The sequence below is a fragment of the Agrobacterium salinitolerans genome (genome assembly GCF_027498475.1).
In the GTDB taxonomy this organism is placed as follows: domain Bacteria; phylum Pseudomonadota; class Alphaproteobacteria; order Rhizobiales; family Rhizobiaceae; genus Agrobacterium; species Agrobacterium salinitolerans.
This window is the reverse complement of sequence record NZ_JAPZLN010000005.1, coordinates 254248-269916: the sequence shown is the minus strand read 5'-3', so window position 1 is coordinate 269916 and position 15669 is coordinate 254248. Positions and strand designations below refer to the sequence as shown.

Here is a 15669-nt window from a genome sequence, read left to right as displayed (position 1 = left end):
CAAATCATTTGGGGGGCGGCGCAATGCTGCCCCTCAACACCAGCCGACAACCGAGTTCCAGCCGGTGCGCTGGACGTGTCGGATCGGCCGCCATAAGGCGCTGCTCCAGCAGCGAAAGCGCCGCACCGCCCAAACGGTCGGCGGGCAACTGGATGGTGCTGAGCGGCGGCGCACTGAAGGCCGCCGGCATGATATCGTCAAACCCCAGCACCGAAACATCGTCCGGCACCCGGATTCCTGCCTCCGTCAGGGCCTTCAGACAGCCGAGCGCCAGATTGTCGGCGGCGCAGAAAATCGCGGTGGCGTTTCTGAGCGGCTTGTCATCGGCCAGCAGACGACGGATGGCAGCCTCGCCCCATTCGGGCTCATAGCTCTCCACCTCGATGACCATATCGGCGGGAACAGCGAGACCTGCCGCTAGATACGCGTCGCTATAGCCATCGTAACGGCGGCGGATCGTCGTGCGGCCCTTCCAGGTGATGTGAAGAATATTGCGATGCCCGAGAGACAGCAGATGTTCGATGCCGAGCCGCGCACCAAAACGGTTCTCGGCCGTTACCGTATCGACGATCATGGCCGGGTCCTCGCCATTGATCAGCACCACCGGCCGCGCACGCGCAGACAGCGCCTCGACCAGTTGCGGCCTGTCATCGTTCAGGATGACGATACCGTCGACCTTTTCAGCATCCGCCGCCGCCGCCACCGCAACCGGGTCGAGCCGGCTCGTTGCGCTGACATAGGGAACGATGCGAATGCCGCGCCGCTCGCATTCACGCCGGAAACCGTTCAGCATCGTCCAGCTGACCATGTTGAGATCGCTCTGCGGTGCGGCATCATTGGTCATGGCCAGAAGCACCACGCGCAGGGTGGCGATCGTCGCCTTCTGTCTGCGGTTCTCGAGATAACCGAGCGCCCGGGCCGCCTCCAGCACCCGGTCGCGAACCTGCATGGTCAAGGGTGCGGTGCCGTTGATGGCGTGCGAAGCCGTACTCAGCGAAACATTCGCCTCCCGCGCCACGTCCTTAAGCGTCGTTTTCCTATCCGCTTTCATATAGGGAAAATTCAACCACTCTTCTTCAGACGGTGCGGGCAGAAAGCCTGCCTCACGCAGTTTATATATAGCCTATCTTTGCCATCTCTGTAGAGAAAAACTACAGCATCATCCTGAAATTCGGAATTGATTTCTTTGGATTTTTTGTGAACGGCTACATATTGGATCAGGCGGATTTCGAAATCATCGCTCTTTCATCGCTTCGGACGTAACCTCCGCTAGCGGCGAAAACAGATACTCCAAAATTCGTCGCTGCCCTGTTTTGATTTCTACAGTTACACTCATGCCAGGCGTAACCGGGACAAACCGGCCACTGATTTGCATCGCACTATCCTGAAGAGCGACGGTAACGGGAAAAACAAGATTTTGTACTCTTTGTGCGTTACCCGTGGGAACAACGGATTGGGTAGTTTGCGCTGTTGTTGACTCGAGATTTTGAGCATCCGGTTCAGGAATGGCATCCGCGGAGATATGCTTTACCTCTCCTTTCAAAACGCCAAAACGGGTGTGCGGATAGGCGTCGACTTTCACAATTGCGGACTGCCGCGCTTCAACGAAACCAATATCTTTGTTTGGAAGATATGCTTCAATCTCCAGAACCGAATCGAATGGCACGATACGCATTAGCTCAGTATTCGCCGACACCACTTGCCCTACGGAGGTGATGGATGAAAGTTGAACGACGCCGTCAATTGGCGATCGTATCTGGAGGCGCTGCCTTCGACTTTTTATCTTGATCAACTCCTGCTCCAATTCATCCTTGGCTCGCAATGCTTCCAGCCAACGGTTTGAATTGTCGGCGGATGCCGATTCTATAATTTTTTCACTCTCTGCTATGACAACATTCACCTCCGCTTTTGACACCATGAGTTGTTGCAACTTGTCGGCCAATACCGACTTCGCCTCCTGATATTCCTGCGTTGCATCAAAGACTTCGACTTGTGAGCCTGCGCGAGACAGAAAAATTTGCGTCCGCATATCGACCCGTTGCTCCAGCGTCTGGATAAGTTCGCGTTGGGACGCGATCGCCTCCGTCAACCCGACAATCTGCTCTTCTTTTTGCCGCCGTTGGGCGGCAAGACTAACTATACTGGCCCACAGGCTCCGAAGATCTGCCTCAAATACAGTTTGTTCACGTTGACGGATGGAAACAGGGATCTCACTGGCAAAAATAAGGACTGGATATCCCGACTCGTCAGGTTGTTGCCACGTGCTTTTCTTGAGCCCGGCCAGCACGTCCCTAAACGCACTGCGCCGCAGAGTTTCGGCCTGAAGAGTATGAAAGCTGCTCGATTTCGCGGCCTCGTCTGCTCTCGTTTCAGTGTCCTCCAGTTCAGCAACAATCTCGCCCGCCTCAACGCGATCTCCGTTACCGACGACAACTGAACTGGTCGTTCCATGTTCAAGGGATTCAATGATTTTTACGCGCCCGACCGGTTGAATCTTGCCCTGCGCCGTTGCGACAATGTCAAATTTGCCAAACCATCCCCAAGCAAGCAGCGAGGTTGCCAGAACGCAGATGAACCATAAAAAAGCAATCCGGACGGGAGACTGCGGGGTCTCCAATATCTCGAGAGCGGCCGGGAGAAACTCCATATCCCGGCGAGAGACTGCCTCATTATTTTTGCCGGCAAGCTTCGCGTGCCGGGTAAGACGAGCGTGGACTTTCACGCGAAAACACTTCCACTTTGAAGGTTCCAGAGATGAGCATAGGTTCCACTGGCGCGAGCAAGTAGCTCCTCATGGGTCCCTTGCTCAGTGATGGCGCCGTCCTTCATGCCGATAATGCGGTTACAATAACGAACAGTGGCCAACCTGTGAGCGATGATGATGACTGTACGGCCGCGTACAATATCGCGCATGTTCTGGAGAATGATGCGTTCGCTTTCATAATCGAGCGCACTGGTCGCCTCGTCGAGAATGAGTAAAGGGGGATTGGTTGCCAGCGCACGCGCCAAAGCTATTCTTTGCCGCTGTCCACCAGAAAGATTTGCGCCACGCTCCTCAATCATTGTATCGTAACCGCGAGAAAGCTTGGTAATAAACTCGTCTGCACCGGACATTCGTGCCATCTGGATTACCATTTCGCGAGACATTGCGGGATTACTGAATGCAATATTCTCATGAACAGTGCGATTAAACAGCATGTTTTCCTGCAGCACCACGCCGATATGACTTCTCAGCCACGCGGGATCGGCTTTTGATATGTCCTGGCCATCCAGAAATACCTGACCGCTATCGGGTAAATAGAACCGCTGAATAAGCTTCGTAAGAGTAGACTTCCCGGAACCGGAAGCTCCGACGATTCCCACCACTTCACCCGGCCGAATGGTAACATTAATATCGTTCAGGACATTTGGTGTATCAGGCCGATACCGAAAGTTGACCCGCCTGAACTCCAAGGCACCTCTTGGCGGCGGCAGATTGATGGGTGTTCTTGGCCGTGGTTCCGCAGGGGCATTCAAGATATCCGCCAACCTCGAAACCGATATCTGGACCTGCTGAAAATCCTGCCACAATTGAGAGAGCCGTAAAATCGGCTGCGACACCTGACTGGCAATAATATTAAACGCAACAAGTGCCCCGACACTCAATTCACCATTGATAACGGATTGCGCTCCAAACAGTAGCAGCGCCGCACTCGTAATCTTGTTGATGTACTGAATGGCGTTTTGCCCCTTGGAAGCAAGCATTGTCGCAGCGAAAGAAGACCGCACATAGGCCGCCAGCCGCTCTTCCCATTGCGCGGAAACGACAGGCTCGACTGCTGACGCCTTCAGCGTCTGAATGCCAACAACGGTTTCCACCAGTAACTGCTGGCTGTAGGCACCCCGGTCAAACTTCTCATCGATACGCTCTTTAAGAAATGGCCGGATCAGAATTCCAATCCCAATATAAAATGGGATTGAGGCAACAACGATCCATGCCAAGGTCGTCGAATAACAAAACAGAACGAATATGAAAACGCCTGTAAAAAGCAGATCGAGACCTGAGAACAGTCCCTGCCCCGTCAGAAAATCCCGAATGGTCTCCAGCTCCCTAATGCGGGCAACGGTTTGACCTGCAGCCCGCGTTTCGAAATAGCTCAAAGGCAGGTTCATCATATGCCGAAAGAGCCTCTGGCCGAGTTCGACATCGATACGGTTGGTGGTATGGGATAGAGCATATGTTCTGAGATATTGGAGAATGACATCAAAGAGGCCGAGTGCGACAAGCCCGACAACCAGAACGATAAGAGTTGAATAGCTCCTGTGAGCAAGCACCTTATCGACCACTACCTGAAAGAACAGGGGCGTTACGAGTGCAAAAATCTGTACAAAAAGCGAAGCGATTAAGACGTGGCCGAATGCCTTGCGGTATCGGAACAGGGATGGAAGAAACCATCGAAAACCGAAAGTTTCCTTGGAAGCGCCCGGCCCTGCAAATCGCCTTTGCACGAGAATGAACGCGCCGTTGCCAGCCTCCAGCAAACCGGCAATATCCATCTGCCGTACAGCCAGATTTTCAGGATCGGCGACCTTGCACATGCCCTCGCCTGCCGCTCCAAGATACAGGCCATAGGTGCCGTCATTAAAGCAGAGCACAGCGGGAACCGGTAACGACATGATGCGCTTTTCCGATTTCGCCTGGATAAGTCTTGCTTTCAGACCGATATTCTTTGCGGCCCTCAAAATATCGTGGGAATGCGCTTTACCTGAAATAGCAAGCTCATATCTGATTTTTTTCGGCGCCGCCGCTATCCGATAATGAGCAGCGATAGCACACAGGGCGGCGAGACCGCTATCATGTTCAACCTCAGAGGTTTGTGCATCATCGGTTTTTCGTTCGTTATAGGAATCAACGAGACCTGGCATGGCTCTATTCTGTTTCATCGATATTTGTGTGATGACACAGCCACATGGACGTGGCTAACGCCTGAACTGCACGCGATGGCTAGCCTGAGAGTCGGCTGGCGCGTGAGGCAAACCCGCGAGCCGACATCTCCGAGAACCTGGCAACGCGTTATGTCTGGGGCCTGTAAGCGAGCGCGACGTCTCCGACCAGAATGGACGTTCCGTCTATCCTCTTGGCGGAACTCGTTCCCGTGATCATGGAACCGTCCGGGAACAATTTTGCGCCTTCTCCTCTCGGCATAAGGTCGATGAAAGCGATACCTTCGGCCTCCAATGTACTCAGTTCGCCCTCGTCCGAGGAACCGTTCTGGTTAAAATCCTGCCAGATGCGGAACTCACTCCACCGAGCATCGCGATTATCGAGAATATCGTCCTGGTTTGTGTCGAACGCGAAACGCAGGCCTTCAAGATCGGTGACAGGGCGGCCGGTGTCATCTATGCCTTGAGCTTTGAGTTCGGCTACTCGCTCTTCTTCGGATTTCCACATTGAGAAAGCTATTTCCTCCGGTCTGCTGATTATGCCATCAGGCCCGGTCGCTTCGCTCTTTCCAAGATCAATTGCAAGTATCCCGTCGTTTGGGCCTATCCAGGCTGTATTGTCTAAAATACCATTCCCGTCTGAATCGAAGTGTGCTGTCGAACCATGTCTGACACCTGCGACGGTGTAAATATCTCTGTCCACGCCATCTGAAAGAAGCAGCATCTCCAGCAGCGCATCACCATTAAGATCGAAAGCCACTGGACGTATTCTGCTCCCGCCATAATACCATCGCTCATTACCGGTTATGCCGATCTTTGGATTGTAAGGGACGTTGATTTCAAGACGACCTGGCGGTCTGAAAATTGTGGGGCTGGACGGCAAGTTAGAGAATGTCTGCTGCCTTCTCAAATTCTCGAAAACTCTTTGCTCCGCCTCCCGGTTCAAGCGCTCGCGCTCAGCATCCCGGCGCGCTTGATCGGCTGCGGCCTGTTGGCGACGCTGTTCCGCTTCACGCTGCTGTTGCAAGTTCCATTGGCGCTGCCGCTCGTCCCTCTCCCGTCGGCTTTGTTCTTCTTGCCTCATGCGTTCATTATATCGCTGAAGCTGTAACTCCTGAGCCTTCCGGGCTTCCTCCGAAGCGATCCTGGCACGTTCCGCTTCGGCCTTTGCCGCCGCCTGTCGCTCCGCCTCAGCCTTTGCAGCCGCCTGTCGCTCTGCCTCAGCCTTTGCAGCTGCCTGCCGCTCTGCCTCAGCCTTTGCAGCTGCCTGCCGCTCTGCCTCAGCCTTCACAGCCGCCTGTCGCTCCGCCTCAGCCTTCGCAGCCGCCTGTCGCTCTGCCTCAGCCTTCACAGCCGCCTGCCGCTCCGCCTCAGCCTTCACAGCCGCCTGTCGCTCCGCCTCAGCCTTCGCAGCCGCCTGTCGCTCTGCCTCAGCCTTCACAGCCGCCTGCCGCTCCGCCTCAGCCTTCGCAGTCGCCTGTCGCTCCGCCTCAGCCTTCGCAGCTGCCTGTCGCTCCGCCTCAGCCTTTGCAGCTGCCTGCCGTTCTGCCTCAGCCTTCGCAGCCGCCTGTCGCTCTGCCTCAGCTTTCACAGCCGCCTGTCGCTCCGCCTCAGCCTTCGCAGCGGCCTGTCGCTCTGCCTCAACCTTCACAGCTGCCTGCCGCTCTACCTCAGCCTTTGCCGCCGCCGCTTTGGCTGCAGCGGTTTGACTGTCAGTATCCGTCTGCGCCCTAGCTATTTTTTCCGTCAAAGCTGAAGTAAAGGCGTCTATGTCGCTGGAGAGATTGTCGTTAGCGTCATTGAGAGCCTGCAAATCTTGAAGAAACGTCGTTATATCTAAATCTGCTTCCGCACTCCCAACATCCCGTTCACCGGGAGCTGCTGCACGTTCACGTCCAGCTTGCGCCATCTCCCTTCTTAATTCAGCAAGGTCTTTACTCCAATCGTCCGTTGACTTGACGTTAATCGATCTAGTATCGCCCAAGGCTGCGGGTCCGGGCATCTGTTGTGGGACATTGGCCGAACCAACCATCGGAAGCTGAAAGTTTTCCTCCCTCTTCAGCTCCGCTTCCGCGTATTTTAGCTTTTCATCAGCCTCGTTCATCAAGTTGGTTGCTTGCTGAAACGTCTGGTCAGCCAGGCTATATTGTGATTGCAATCGGTCCCGCTCAGCTCTCGCCCCAGCCGTAATCGAACGCAGTCGCTCAAGATTAAACTTATCTTCTACAGTGGCAATTCGGGTTCTGTAGGTGTATTTGCCGTTGGCGTCCCTTACCCGTATAATAAGAGAACTCATTTCGCGTTCACTCACCTGCAGAGCCTGTTGAGTGCGATCGAAATATTCGGTTGCCGCCTGTAAACGTTGTGACGCGGTTCTTTGGTTTGCCTCAGCTTTACCAAACTGTTGGCGGGCACGTGCCTGATTTGCCAGCCTGATCAAAACCTCCTTCTTTTGGCTGACGATTTGAGAATCCAATGTCAGATTCATAGAAGCAATATAAAACTGCTCCCGTACAACCTCGCCCTGTGGACTGAACGATCTTTCTATACGGTTGCCATCTGGATCATAGGATTTTTCTGTGGTCGATCCATCCGCACTAAATACAACTTCGCCCGTCTTTTTTCCGAGATTATTATGGAAGACAGAAGACACGGGCTTGCCGGTTTCGATTTCATTTATTGATTCGATTTTGCCGCTGCCGCTATTGATAATTGTGGTGGCGTAACGCCCACCCCGAATAGTGGTCACACTGGCACCCGCTTCGTTTTCAGGTTCTATCGCCTGATTTGCGCGAACGTCCCTTATCACGCTTTCTATCAAAGCCTCAGCAGAGACGTCTGGCTGCTGAAGGCGCCGTTCCTTATATTCGGAATTCAACTCGCGCATCAGTTTGTCGGCCAGATCCTTGGGCATGCCACTTGCGATCAGACCGCGATAATACTTTCCAGACGGTTGCAGTAACGGCGCCTCGACGCCTGCTTCCTGAGTGCCCGCCTGGAGAAGCGAAACGACATCATCAGCAGCCTTCCAAAGCGCATCGACGGCCGCATCACCTAAAATCGCGCCGCTGACTCCGCCGACAAGAGCGCCTACAACGGAAGTTGCAAGTGCGGCGGGTCCACCTGCAGCGCCTAGAGCAGCACCGACCGCCGCACCGCCCGCGGCACCTATCGCTCCCCCTTCCATGCCAAGATAGATTCTGCCTGCAAGGCGGGCCATTATATTCCCAGCGCCGGCTTTATCGCCTTTATCGACTGCATTCGCAGCTTCCGCAGTACTTGTGGTGATGTCGTAGAACAGGCCGGCAAGACCGAGAATTTTCAGACCCGTTAAAACCATGGGCATTTGAATGCTTGAGACTGTGGCTTTCCCGCTGAGGATTTCTTTTAAGAGCTGGGCTTCCCAAGTGCCATCGAGCTTCTGTGCGAAAGTCGGTGACACAACCAGACGACCGGATTGCCGCGCTTTCGCTACAGCCAGTCCCAATTCTAATTTGGCTACCTCCGCCGCGCCTTTAGCGCCTTTATAGCCGGTCTGCTCAATTGCTTCGAGAGCCGACTTAAGCTTAGCCTCAGATGCCGTGGCTGCATCCCAACCATTGAATTGCCCTTTATCAAACCTATCAATCTCGACGGGATGCTTACTTGCGTAGGATTTTGGGTCTTTATAGAACCTGTCGTTTATCGCACGCGTCACTTCCGCCAGATTCTCATCAGGAAAGTTAGTAAACAGGTCGCCGTTGATTATCGCTGACCGCATCGTATTGCGCAACGAACTCACTTCTCCAGCAACACGCAAGGCGGCCGATTTGTCACCTTTCATCGCCAATTGGCCATCGGGCGATTTTTCCAACTCCGCTAATTGAAACGCTAACCCATTGGAGTACTCTTTAATAGGCCCGCCTAGATGCGGAGACACGCCCATCTTAATTGCCACTGTACGTTCGCGCGGCAAGTTTATGAGGTTGGCCTGATCGCCCACCTTAAAAAGTCCTAGTTCAATTAGCGCTTCCAACAAAGCGCTCTTGCCCACCGCTTGTTGCTCTATAATATGGTGACTTTGAAACGCAGGAATATCGACCACTAAAATAGCTCCAGCTGAAGTAAATTTTTAATAAAAAATCATTCTAAAGATTTAATGCGTCTAAAAAACAAATACCATTAATGTTTTTTACAGCTTTAAAAGCAACATATAATGCATCGTCACAAATTGGATCTGCCGCAAGTCGTGGCTGAACAAAAACATGAGCGTCGCCAACTACATCTTCGCGGAAATAAATGCTCGCGCCGCCTGCGACGCTGTAAATCTCTTCATCTTCACCAGTCTGATGGTTTCGATAAATTTTAATGCGCATGTCTGAAGCTTCTTTGTCCAATGCATCAATTGATCTGACAACATCACACAAGAAGTGCTTCGGCCCAATCGATCCGTCAGCAAGCGTGTAGTCGCATTCTGCGAAAGCAAACGCCGCTGCGTCGATGGATTCAAAAATGTTCTTCAGTCGCTCGGACACGAACCAGTATCCGCTTAGCGTCCCCTCCAGATCACGTGGGGGTCTCCCCTTCTTCTTGTCGTAGGCAATGTGCGGCCTCTCATTTAATTTTGGGAAGCCGCCGCCGTCAGGACGAAGGATCAGGCGGGGTGGCGTCAACAGTTTCTCTTTGTTGACAAAAACAAGACCATGACCTGGACCTCCACCGGTTATGTCCGGGCCAAATACATAAAATTTTCTCTCGCCGCTGTGGCGGTGGGGCGCTCTCGCGTCGTTCACAATCAACTCCGGAATTATATCGTCTATAATATCTACGTCGCCATACGAGCCTCGGTCCAACAAAATAATCAAGCGCCGTGGGCCGCCCTCGTGTGAAGGACAAACCAACCTCCAGATGACTCGCAGAGAACGCGCCAAGCTTACAAATCATGCTTTTGAGCCAAACACATCAGGCGTCGCCACTCCAGCTCCAAGCTCAAGTGGCCTCCTTTCAGACTCCAATGGCATGTCACACATCACTTCCTTACAGTCTAACACCCAAATCAACTTGGATACCATTTCAAGCGCTAAGCAATAAATTTGTCAACTACAAAACAGTTTAAATGCAGTTTTAAATATTAACAATATCAATCCGTACATAATATTTGTTATGAACGAGCTATATTAAAATTTATTAAGAAAACATATAACCATTCACAAAATCACGCTGGAATTTCTAGAGCATGGCGAACACGCGATCATTATGTAACAATCGCGGCGACGAAACACGCAAAAGTCAATATCAGTTCGGCAATGTCTTTTATGGGATCTTTACGGAGATGCGTCGAACGTTCCTCTCCGCTCCTCACATTTTACCATCGAGCGCACCGCCGGCAGCGAGCCGCGGGCGGCAAGGCGTTCAGAGCGCCTGGCAGATATGGTCGATGCTGTCCTTCACGGCAGCGCCAGGATCCTTCAACTCGTGCACCTCGGTTGCGAAGGGTTCGAAACTGTAAGGTCCCTTGTAACCGGCCGCCTCCAGCCTCCTAATCTGGGCAATATTTTCCAGCCGGTCGCCGCCATCCACCAGTACACGGTGGGCGTCGAGCATGTCGGCGACGGAGACGCCGGGGTCGATCACGCCGGAAATATGCACGAGGCCGGTACGTTCGGGGAAGAACTCCGTCTCGCCTGCGAGATGGTGGTGGAAGGTGTCGTGCACCAGCCTGTAGACATCGCCGCCGCCTGCCGCATCGATGGCCCTGATGGCTTCGGCCTTGGTGCGCATCGAAGAGATCGGGAAACCGAGCGGCTCGACGAAACCAATCAGGCCGCGTTCCTTAAGGATCGGTTTCATGGCCTTCAACGCCGCCACGAGATCGTCGAAGGAAACCACTGTACCGTCGTTAAGCGGGCACATGACCAGCGCTTTCGCGCCGCTTGCCGCCGCATAATCGGCCATGGCGACGGCCCGCGCAGGCAGGTCGCCCGACCAGAGGTTGAAGGGATAAAGCGCATTGATCGAGATGATCGTCACGCCGGCCTTTTCGGCCGCCGCCTTCACGGCCGCCGGCTCCACCGTGCCGACGATATCAGGCAGGTCGTTGCGGATTTCGACTTCAGTGAGGCCGAGTTCGCGGGCTGTCGCAAAGAACGCCTCAAGGGAGAGCTTCGGCGCGGTGATGTGGTTGATGGCAAAACGCATGTAGACCTCTTGGCACACGATGTCACAACCCTATGGCCGATCCCGCGGCCAGTCCAGCGCCAGCTTGTCCGCGCAGACATGTTCTGTGCCCGCGCCAGAACGCAAGCACAGAGGATCAGAATGGATCTAAGCTAGAGCGAAAGGTCAGACCCGTTCCAGCGCCACGGCGATACCCTGCCCGACGCCAATACACATGGTGGCGAGCGCAAGCCGCCTGCCGGTCAGCGAAAGTTCGAGCGCCGCCGTGCCGGCGATGCGGGCGCCGGACATGCCAAGCGGATGGCCAAGCGCGATCGCACCGCCATTGGCATTCACCCGCGCATCGTCATGCGCAATGCCGAGCTGGCGTAGCGTCGCGAGACCCTGGCTGGCGAAAGCCTCGTTCAGCTCGATCACGTCCAGCTGTTCCTGCTTCAGCCCGAGCCGGGCCAGCAGCTTTGCGGAGGCCGGCGCCGGGCCGATCCCCATGACCCGCGGCGGAACGCCGGCGGCGGCGGCGCCGAGAATGCGGGCAATCGGCGTCAGCCCGTATTTTCTCGCAGCTTTCGCCGATGCGACGATGAGTGCGGCAGCACCGTCATTGACGCCAGACGCATTGCCTGCCGTCACAGTCGCACCATCGCGTTTGTTGACCGGTTTCAGCTTCGCCAGCGCTTCAAGGCTAGTGGCCCGAGGATGCTCATCCTTCGATACCACCAGCGGATCGCCCTTGCGCTGCGGGATGGTGACGGACACGATTTCTCTGTCAAGACGACCATTGGTCTGCGCGTCAGCCGCCTTCTGCTGGCTGCGAACGGCGAAGGCGTCCTGATCCTCTCGGGAGACCTGATAGTCAATGGCGACGTTATCGCCAGTCTCCGGCATGGAATCGACGCCATATTGCGCCTTCATCAACGGGTTGATGAAACGCCAGCCAATGGTGGTGTCGTAGATTTCGGCATTGCGCGAAAAGGCGCTCTCCGCCTTGGGCAGCACGAACGGCGCGCGGCTCATGCTTTCCACGCCGCCGGCGATCATCAATTCCGCCTCGCCCGATTTCACGGCGCGGGCGGCTGTGATGAGGGCATCCATGCCCGAGCCGCACAGCCGGTTAATCGTCGTTCCGGTCACCGACACCGGAAGGCCGGCGAGCAGCAGCGACATGCGTGCGACGTTGCGGTTATCCTCTCCCGCCTGGTTGGCGCAGCCGAAGATCACATCTTCGACCGCTTCCCAGTCGACGGACGGGTTGCGCTCGACAAGCGCCTTAAGTGGCACCGCGCCGAGATCGTCGGCCCGCACCGAAGAAAGCGCGCCGCCGAAGCGGCCGATGGGCGTGCGGATATAGTCGCAGATGAATGCATCGGTCATCAGTTCTTCCTCAAAGTTCCGGGGCGACGAGATCGGCGACCTCGCCATCGACCGCCAAAGGCGCGCCGGTCATGGCCTGCAATTCATCGAAGGTCATCGCCGGTAGTTTTTCACGCAGCACGAAACGGCCGTCCACCACATCGATCACCGCATGGCTGGTATAAATGCGGGTGATGCAGCCGACGCCAGTCAGCGGGAAGCTGCATTTTTCAACGAGCTTCGGCTCGCCGTTCTTGGTCACATGTTCGGTGATGACGAAGACCTGCTTGGCGCCATGCACCAGATCCATCGCGCCGCCGACGGCCGGCACGCCCTTGGAGCCGACGCGCCAATTGGCGAGATCACCATTCTGCGCCACCTGATAGGCCCCGAGGATAGCCACATCCAGATGCCCGCCGCGCACCATGGCGAAGCTGTCGGCATGGTGGAAGAAGGCCGCGCCCGGCTTCAGCGTCACGGCTTTCTTGCCGGCATTGATGAGGTTCCAGTCCTCTTCGCCTTCCGGCGGCGCCTCGCCGAAATTCAGGATGCCGTTTTCGGTATGGAAAATCGCCTGACGGCCGGGCGGCTGGTAACGCGCCACCATTTCGGGAAAGCCAATACCGAGATTGACATAAGCGCCGTCCTCGATGTCCTGCGCCGCGCGCCAGGCGATCTGGGCGTTGGAAAGCTTGATGTCTTCGCGGGTGTCGATGGTCGTGGTCATGCGTAGGCTACTCCGGCGCGAATGAGGACTTCTTCCTGTTGCGGATCGGGGATTTCGACGATGCCGTTCACGAAAATGCCTGGTGTGACGACATGCTCCGGATCGATCTCGCCGGCTTTGACGATCTTCGAGACCTGCGCGATGGTGGTCTTTGCCGCCATGCACATTAGCGGGTTAAAATTGCGGCCCGCCTTATTGTAGGTGAGGTTGCCATAGGTATCGCCAAGCTCCGCCTTAACGATGGCGAAATCCGCCTTCAGCCATCGCTCCTGCACGTATGAGCGACCGTCGAATTCCGCGATGACCTTGCCTTGCGCCAGTTCCGTGCCAAAGCCGGTCGGGGTGTAGAACGCCGGAATGCCAGCGCCGCCAGCGCGAATGCGCTCGGCAAGCGTGCCCTGCGGCACCAGTTCCAGCTCGATTTCGCCAGCCAGATACCGGTCGGTGAAAGCGCGCGGATCGGACGAGCGCGGGAAGGAGCAGATCATCTTTTTGACCATGCCGGCATCGATCATGGCGGCGATGCCGATGCGGCCATTGCCGGCATTGTTGTTGATGACCGTCAGGTTCTTTGGGCCCTTGTCGATCAGTGCGTGGATCAGTTCGATAGGCGCGCCGGAGCCGCCGAAACCGCCGATCATGATCGTCGCACCATCGCCGATGCCGGCAAGCGCCTCTTTAGCGCTCTTAATTGTCTTGTCCATTCTCAAAACCTCCATCCAGCCGAGCGGATGGAACCCGCAAGGCTGCCTGACCGTGAGGTAAATCCGAAACCACCTCGACGGCAAGGATTTTGTGCGTTATATGATTTTTGTTCGTATATCGCACAAACGGAGCTAGGACATGGCCGTCAGCGAAAGAGACATGATGGGTGGTCTTGCCAAGGGATTGCGGGTGATCGAGGCCTTCAGCGCCGAACGGCCGCGCCTGTCGATCTCTGACGCCGCCGAGATCGCCGGGCTGGACCGAGCCACGACGCGGCGTTGTTTGCTGACTCTTTCGGAGCTTGGCTATGCGGCCTATGACGGCAAGTTCTTCACCGTGACGCCGAAAGTCCTGCGGCTCGGCACCGGCTGTTTGGCCACCATGCCGCTTCCGAAGATCGTCCAGCCGCTGCTCGACCGATTGTCGGAGGAGATCGGCCAGAGCACCTCCGTTTCCATCCTGGACGAGACCGAAATCGTTTATGTGGCGCGTGCCGCTCAGCAGCGGGTGATGTCGATCGCGCTGATGCCGGGGTCGCGCCTGCCGGCCTATTGCACCTCCATGGGCCGGGTTCTGCTTTCGGCGCAGATGGCCGAGCGGCAGCGCGCCATTCTCGAGGCCTCCAGGCGGGTGGCACGCACGGAAAAGACGATCACCAGGTTGGACGCACTGCTCGCGGAAATCGAGGTCACCGGCCATCGCGGCTATGCGCTGATCGATCAGGAGGTCGAGATCGGCCTTCGCTCCATCGCCGTTCCGCTGAAAAGCGTGCGCGGCCAGACGGTTGCCGCCCTTAATGTCGGGCTTGCCGCCTCGGTCGCCTCGATGGAGGATCTGGTGGAGCGATATCTACCCGCCCTACTTGCCGTTCAGCGCGAACTGGCAAGAATGCTGGTCTGAAGCGGCACCTGCCGCGCGCCGGAATCCCCCATTTTCCGCTGCTCCGCCAGCCGCCAGGCACGCGGGGTCATGCCGGTCTCGCGCTTGAAGAACCGGTTGAAATAGGCCGGATCGGCAAAACCCAGCCCCTCGGCGATCATCTGCACGCTCGAAACGGTAAAGATCAGTTCCTGCTGGGCGATCTCGATCTGGCGTTTGGCGATCAGCCGCTGCAGGCTGAGGCCGGAAACGGAACGGACCAGACGGTTAAGGTGGGTTTCGGAAACACCGAGCTTCCCGGCATAAAACCCGGCTTTCTGCGGCTCGCGGATATGACGGGCGATCAGCGACAGCAGCCGTTCAAAACGCTGCTCGGCCAAGCCTTCGCCGCTGGTTTCCAGAAGCGGCCGCGCCGCCCGTACAAGAAGCGTGACGACGGTGGCGAGCTGCCCTTCGATCATCGCGTCGCGACCGGTCTCGCGGGCCTCATATTCCGCGGATATCCGTTCAAACCCGCTGCGCAGGCAGTCTTTCTCGGCAAAATCCAGCAGGGGCACAAGCACCGGCTGCTGGAAATTCCGCAGCAACAGCGCCTGCACCGATGCAGGCAGCGCCCCGGGCAGCATGGTGACGATGACTCCGCCGATATCTCGGGAAAAACGGAAGCCATGTTCGAACCCCGGCGGCACGATGATGGCGACCGGCGGGCGGATCGGCTCGACACGACCGTCGAGCAACGCATCGCCCTCGCCACCGAAAATGTACAAGATTTGCAGAAAGGCGGAATGCCGGTGCAGACCGATTTCAAAGCGATGCAGGCTGCTTCGCGAAAAAAGCGTCTCGCAATGGAAGCGAAAATCGGTGCCTTGTATGGCTTCTTCGCCATAAAGCCCTTCACTGGCAGTCAACCGCATCTCACCACATTCCTT

General features: G+C 56.1%; 11 protein-coding genes. 1 reads left to right on the top strand and 10 read right to left on the bottom strand.

The features are described from left to right. Window positions 1–4: 4 nt before the first annotated feature. From O9X91_RS18915 to O9X91_RS18875, 9 genes are all read right to left on the bottom strand, one after another. Window positions 5–1051 carry a LacI family DNA-binding transcriptional regulator gene (locus O9X91_RS18915; protein ID WP_269833829.1) on the bottom strand — a complete coding sequence of 349 codons (1047 nt, stop codon included), beginning with the start codon at window positions 1049–1051 and terminating at the stop codon, window positions 5–7. Window positions 1052–1234: 183 nt separating this feature from the next. Continuing rightward, window positions 1235–2722: an HlyD family type I secretion periplasmic adaptor subunit gene (locus O9X91_RS18910; protein WP_244614250.1), complete on the bottom strand. Its 1488-nt coding sequence runs from the start codon at window positions 2720–2722 to the stop codon at window positions 1235–1237. Further along, window positions 2719–4905, bottom strand: a complete 2187-nt coding sequence (locus O9X91_RS18905) for a type I secretion system permease/ATPase (protein ID WP_142913084.1) — start codon at window positions 4903–4905, stop codon at window positions 2719–2721. The genes O9X91_RS18910 and O9X91_RS18905 overlap by 4 nt, the downstream gene beginning before the upstream one ends. Before the next feature lie 148 nt (window positions 4906–5053). Next, window positions 5054–9007: an AHH domain-containing protein gene (locus O9X91_RS18900; protein ID WP_161596360.1), complete on the bottom strand. Its 3954-nt coding sequence runs from the start codon at window positions 9005–9007 to the stop codon at window positions 5054–5056. 43 nt (window positions 9008–9050) lie between these two features. Continuing rightward, entirely contained in the window at window positions 9051–9695 is a 645-nt protein-coding gene (locus tag O9X91_RS18895) for a DUF1629 domain-containing protein (protein ID WP_269833811.1), read from the bottom strand. A gap of 619 nt (window positions 9696–10314) precedes the next feature. After that, the gene (locus O9X91_RS18890; RefSeq protein WP_142913088.1) at window positions 10315–11100 is read right to left on the bottom strand and encodes a TIM barrel protein; all 786 of its coding nucleotides are present in this window, start codon (window positions 11098–11100) and stop codon (window positions 10315–10317) included. Window positions 11101–11244: 144 nt separating this feature from the next. After that, a complete protein-coding gene (pcaF, locus tag O9X91_RS18885; protein WP_142913090.1) occupies window positions 11245–12450 on the bottom strand; it encodes a 3-oxoadipyl-CoA thiolase in 1206 nt (401 codons plus the stop codon). A gap of 10 nt (window positions 12451–12460) precedes the next feature. Beyond that, entirely contained in the window at window positions 12461–13156 is a 696-nt protein-coding gene (locus tag O9X91_RS18880) for a CoA transferase subunit B (protein ID WP_142913091.1), read from the bottom strand. Further along, window positions 13153–13860, bottom strand: coding sequence for a 3-oxoacid CoA-transferase subunit A (locus O9X91_RS18875; RefSeq protein WP_077984019.1), 708 nt, complete (start codon window positions 13858–13860; stop codon window positions 13153–13155). Before O9X91_RS18875 ends, O9X91_RS18880 begins: the two co-directional genes overlap by 4 nt. Before the next feature lie 139 nt (window positions 13861–13999). Here O9X91_RS18875 and O9X91_RS18870 point away from each other — a divergent pair, with 139 nt between their 5' ends. Next, window positions 14000–14761, top strand: a complete 762-nt coding sequence (locus tag O9X91_RS18870; RefSeq protein ID WP_077984020.1) for an IclR family transcriptional regulator — start codon at window positions 14000–14002, stop codon at window positions 14759–14761. Here the strand turns inward: O9X91_RS18870 and O9X91_RS18865 are convergent. Beyond that, on the bottom strand, window positions 14731–15654 hold the full coding sequence (locus O9X91_RS18865) for a helix-turn-helix domain-containing protein (protein ID WP_142913093.1): 924 nt from the start codon (window positions 15652–15654) through the stop codon (window positions 14731–14733). The two genes, O9X91_RS18870 and O9X91_RS18865, sit on opposite strands and share 31 nt — an antisense overlap. Window positions 15655–15669 lie beyond the last annotated feature (15 nt).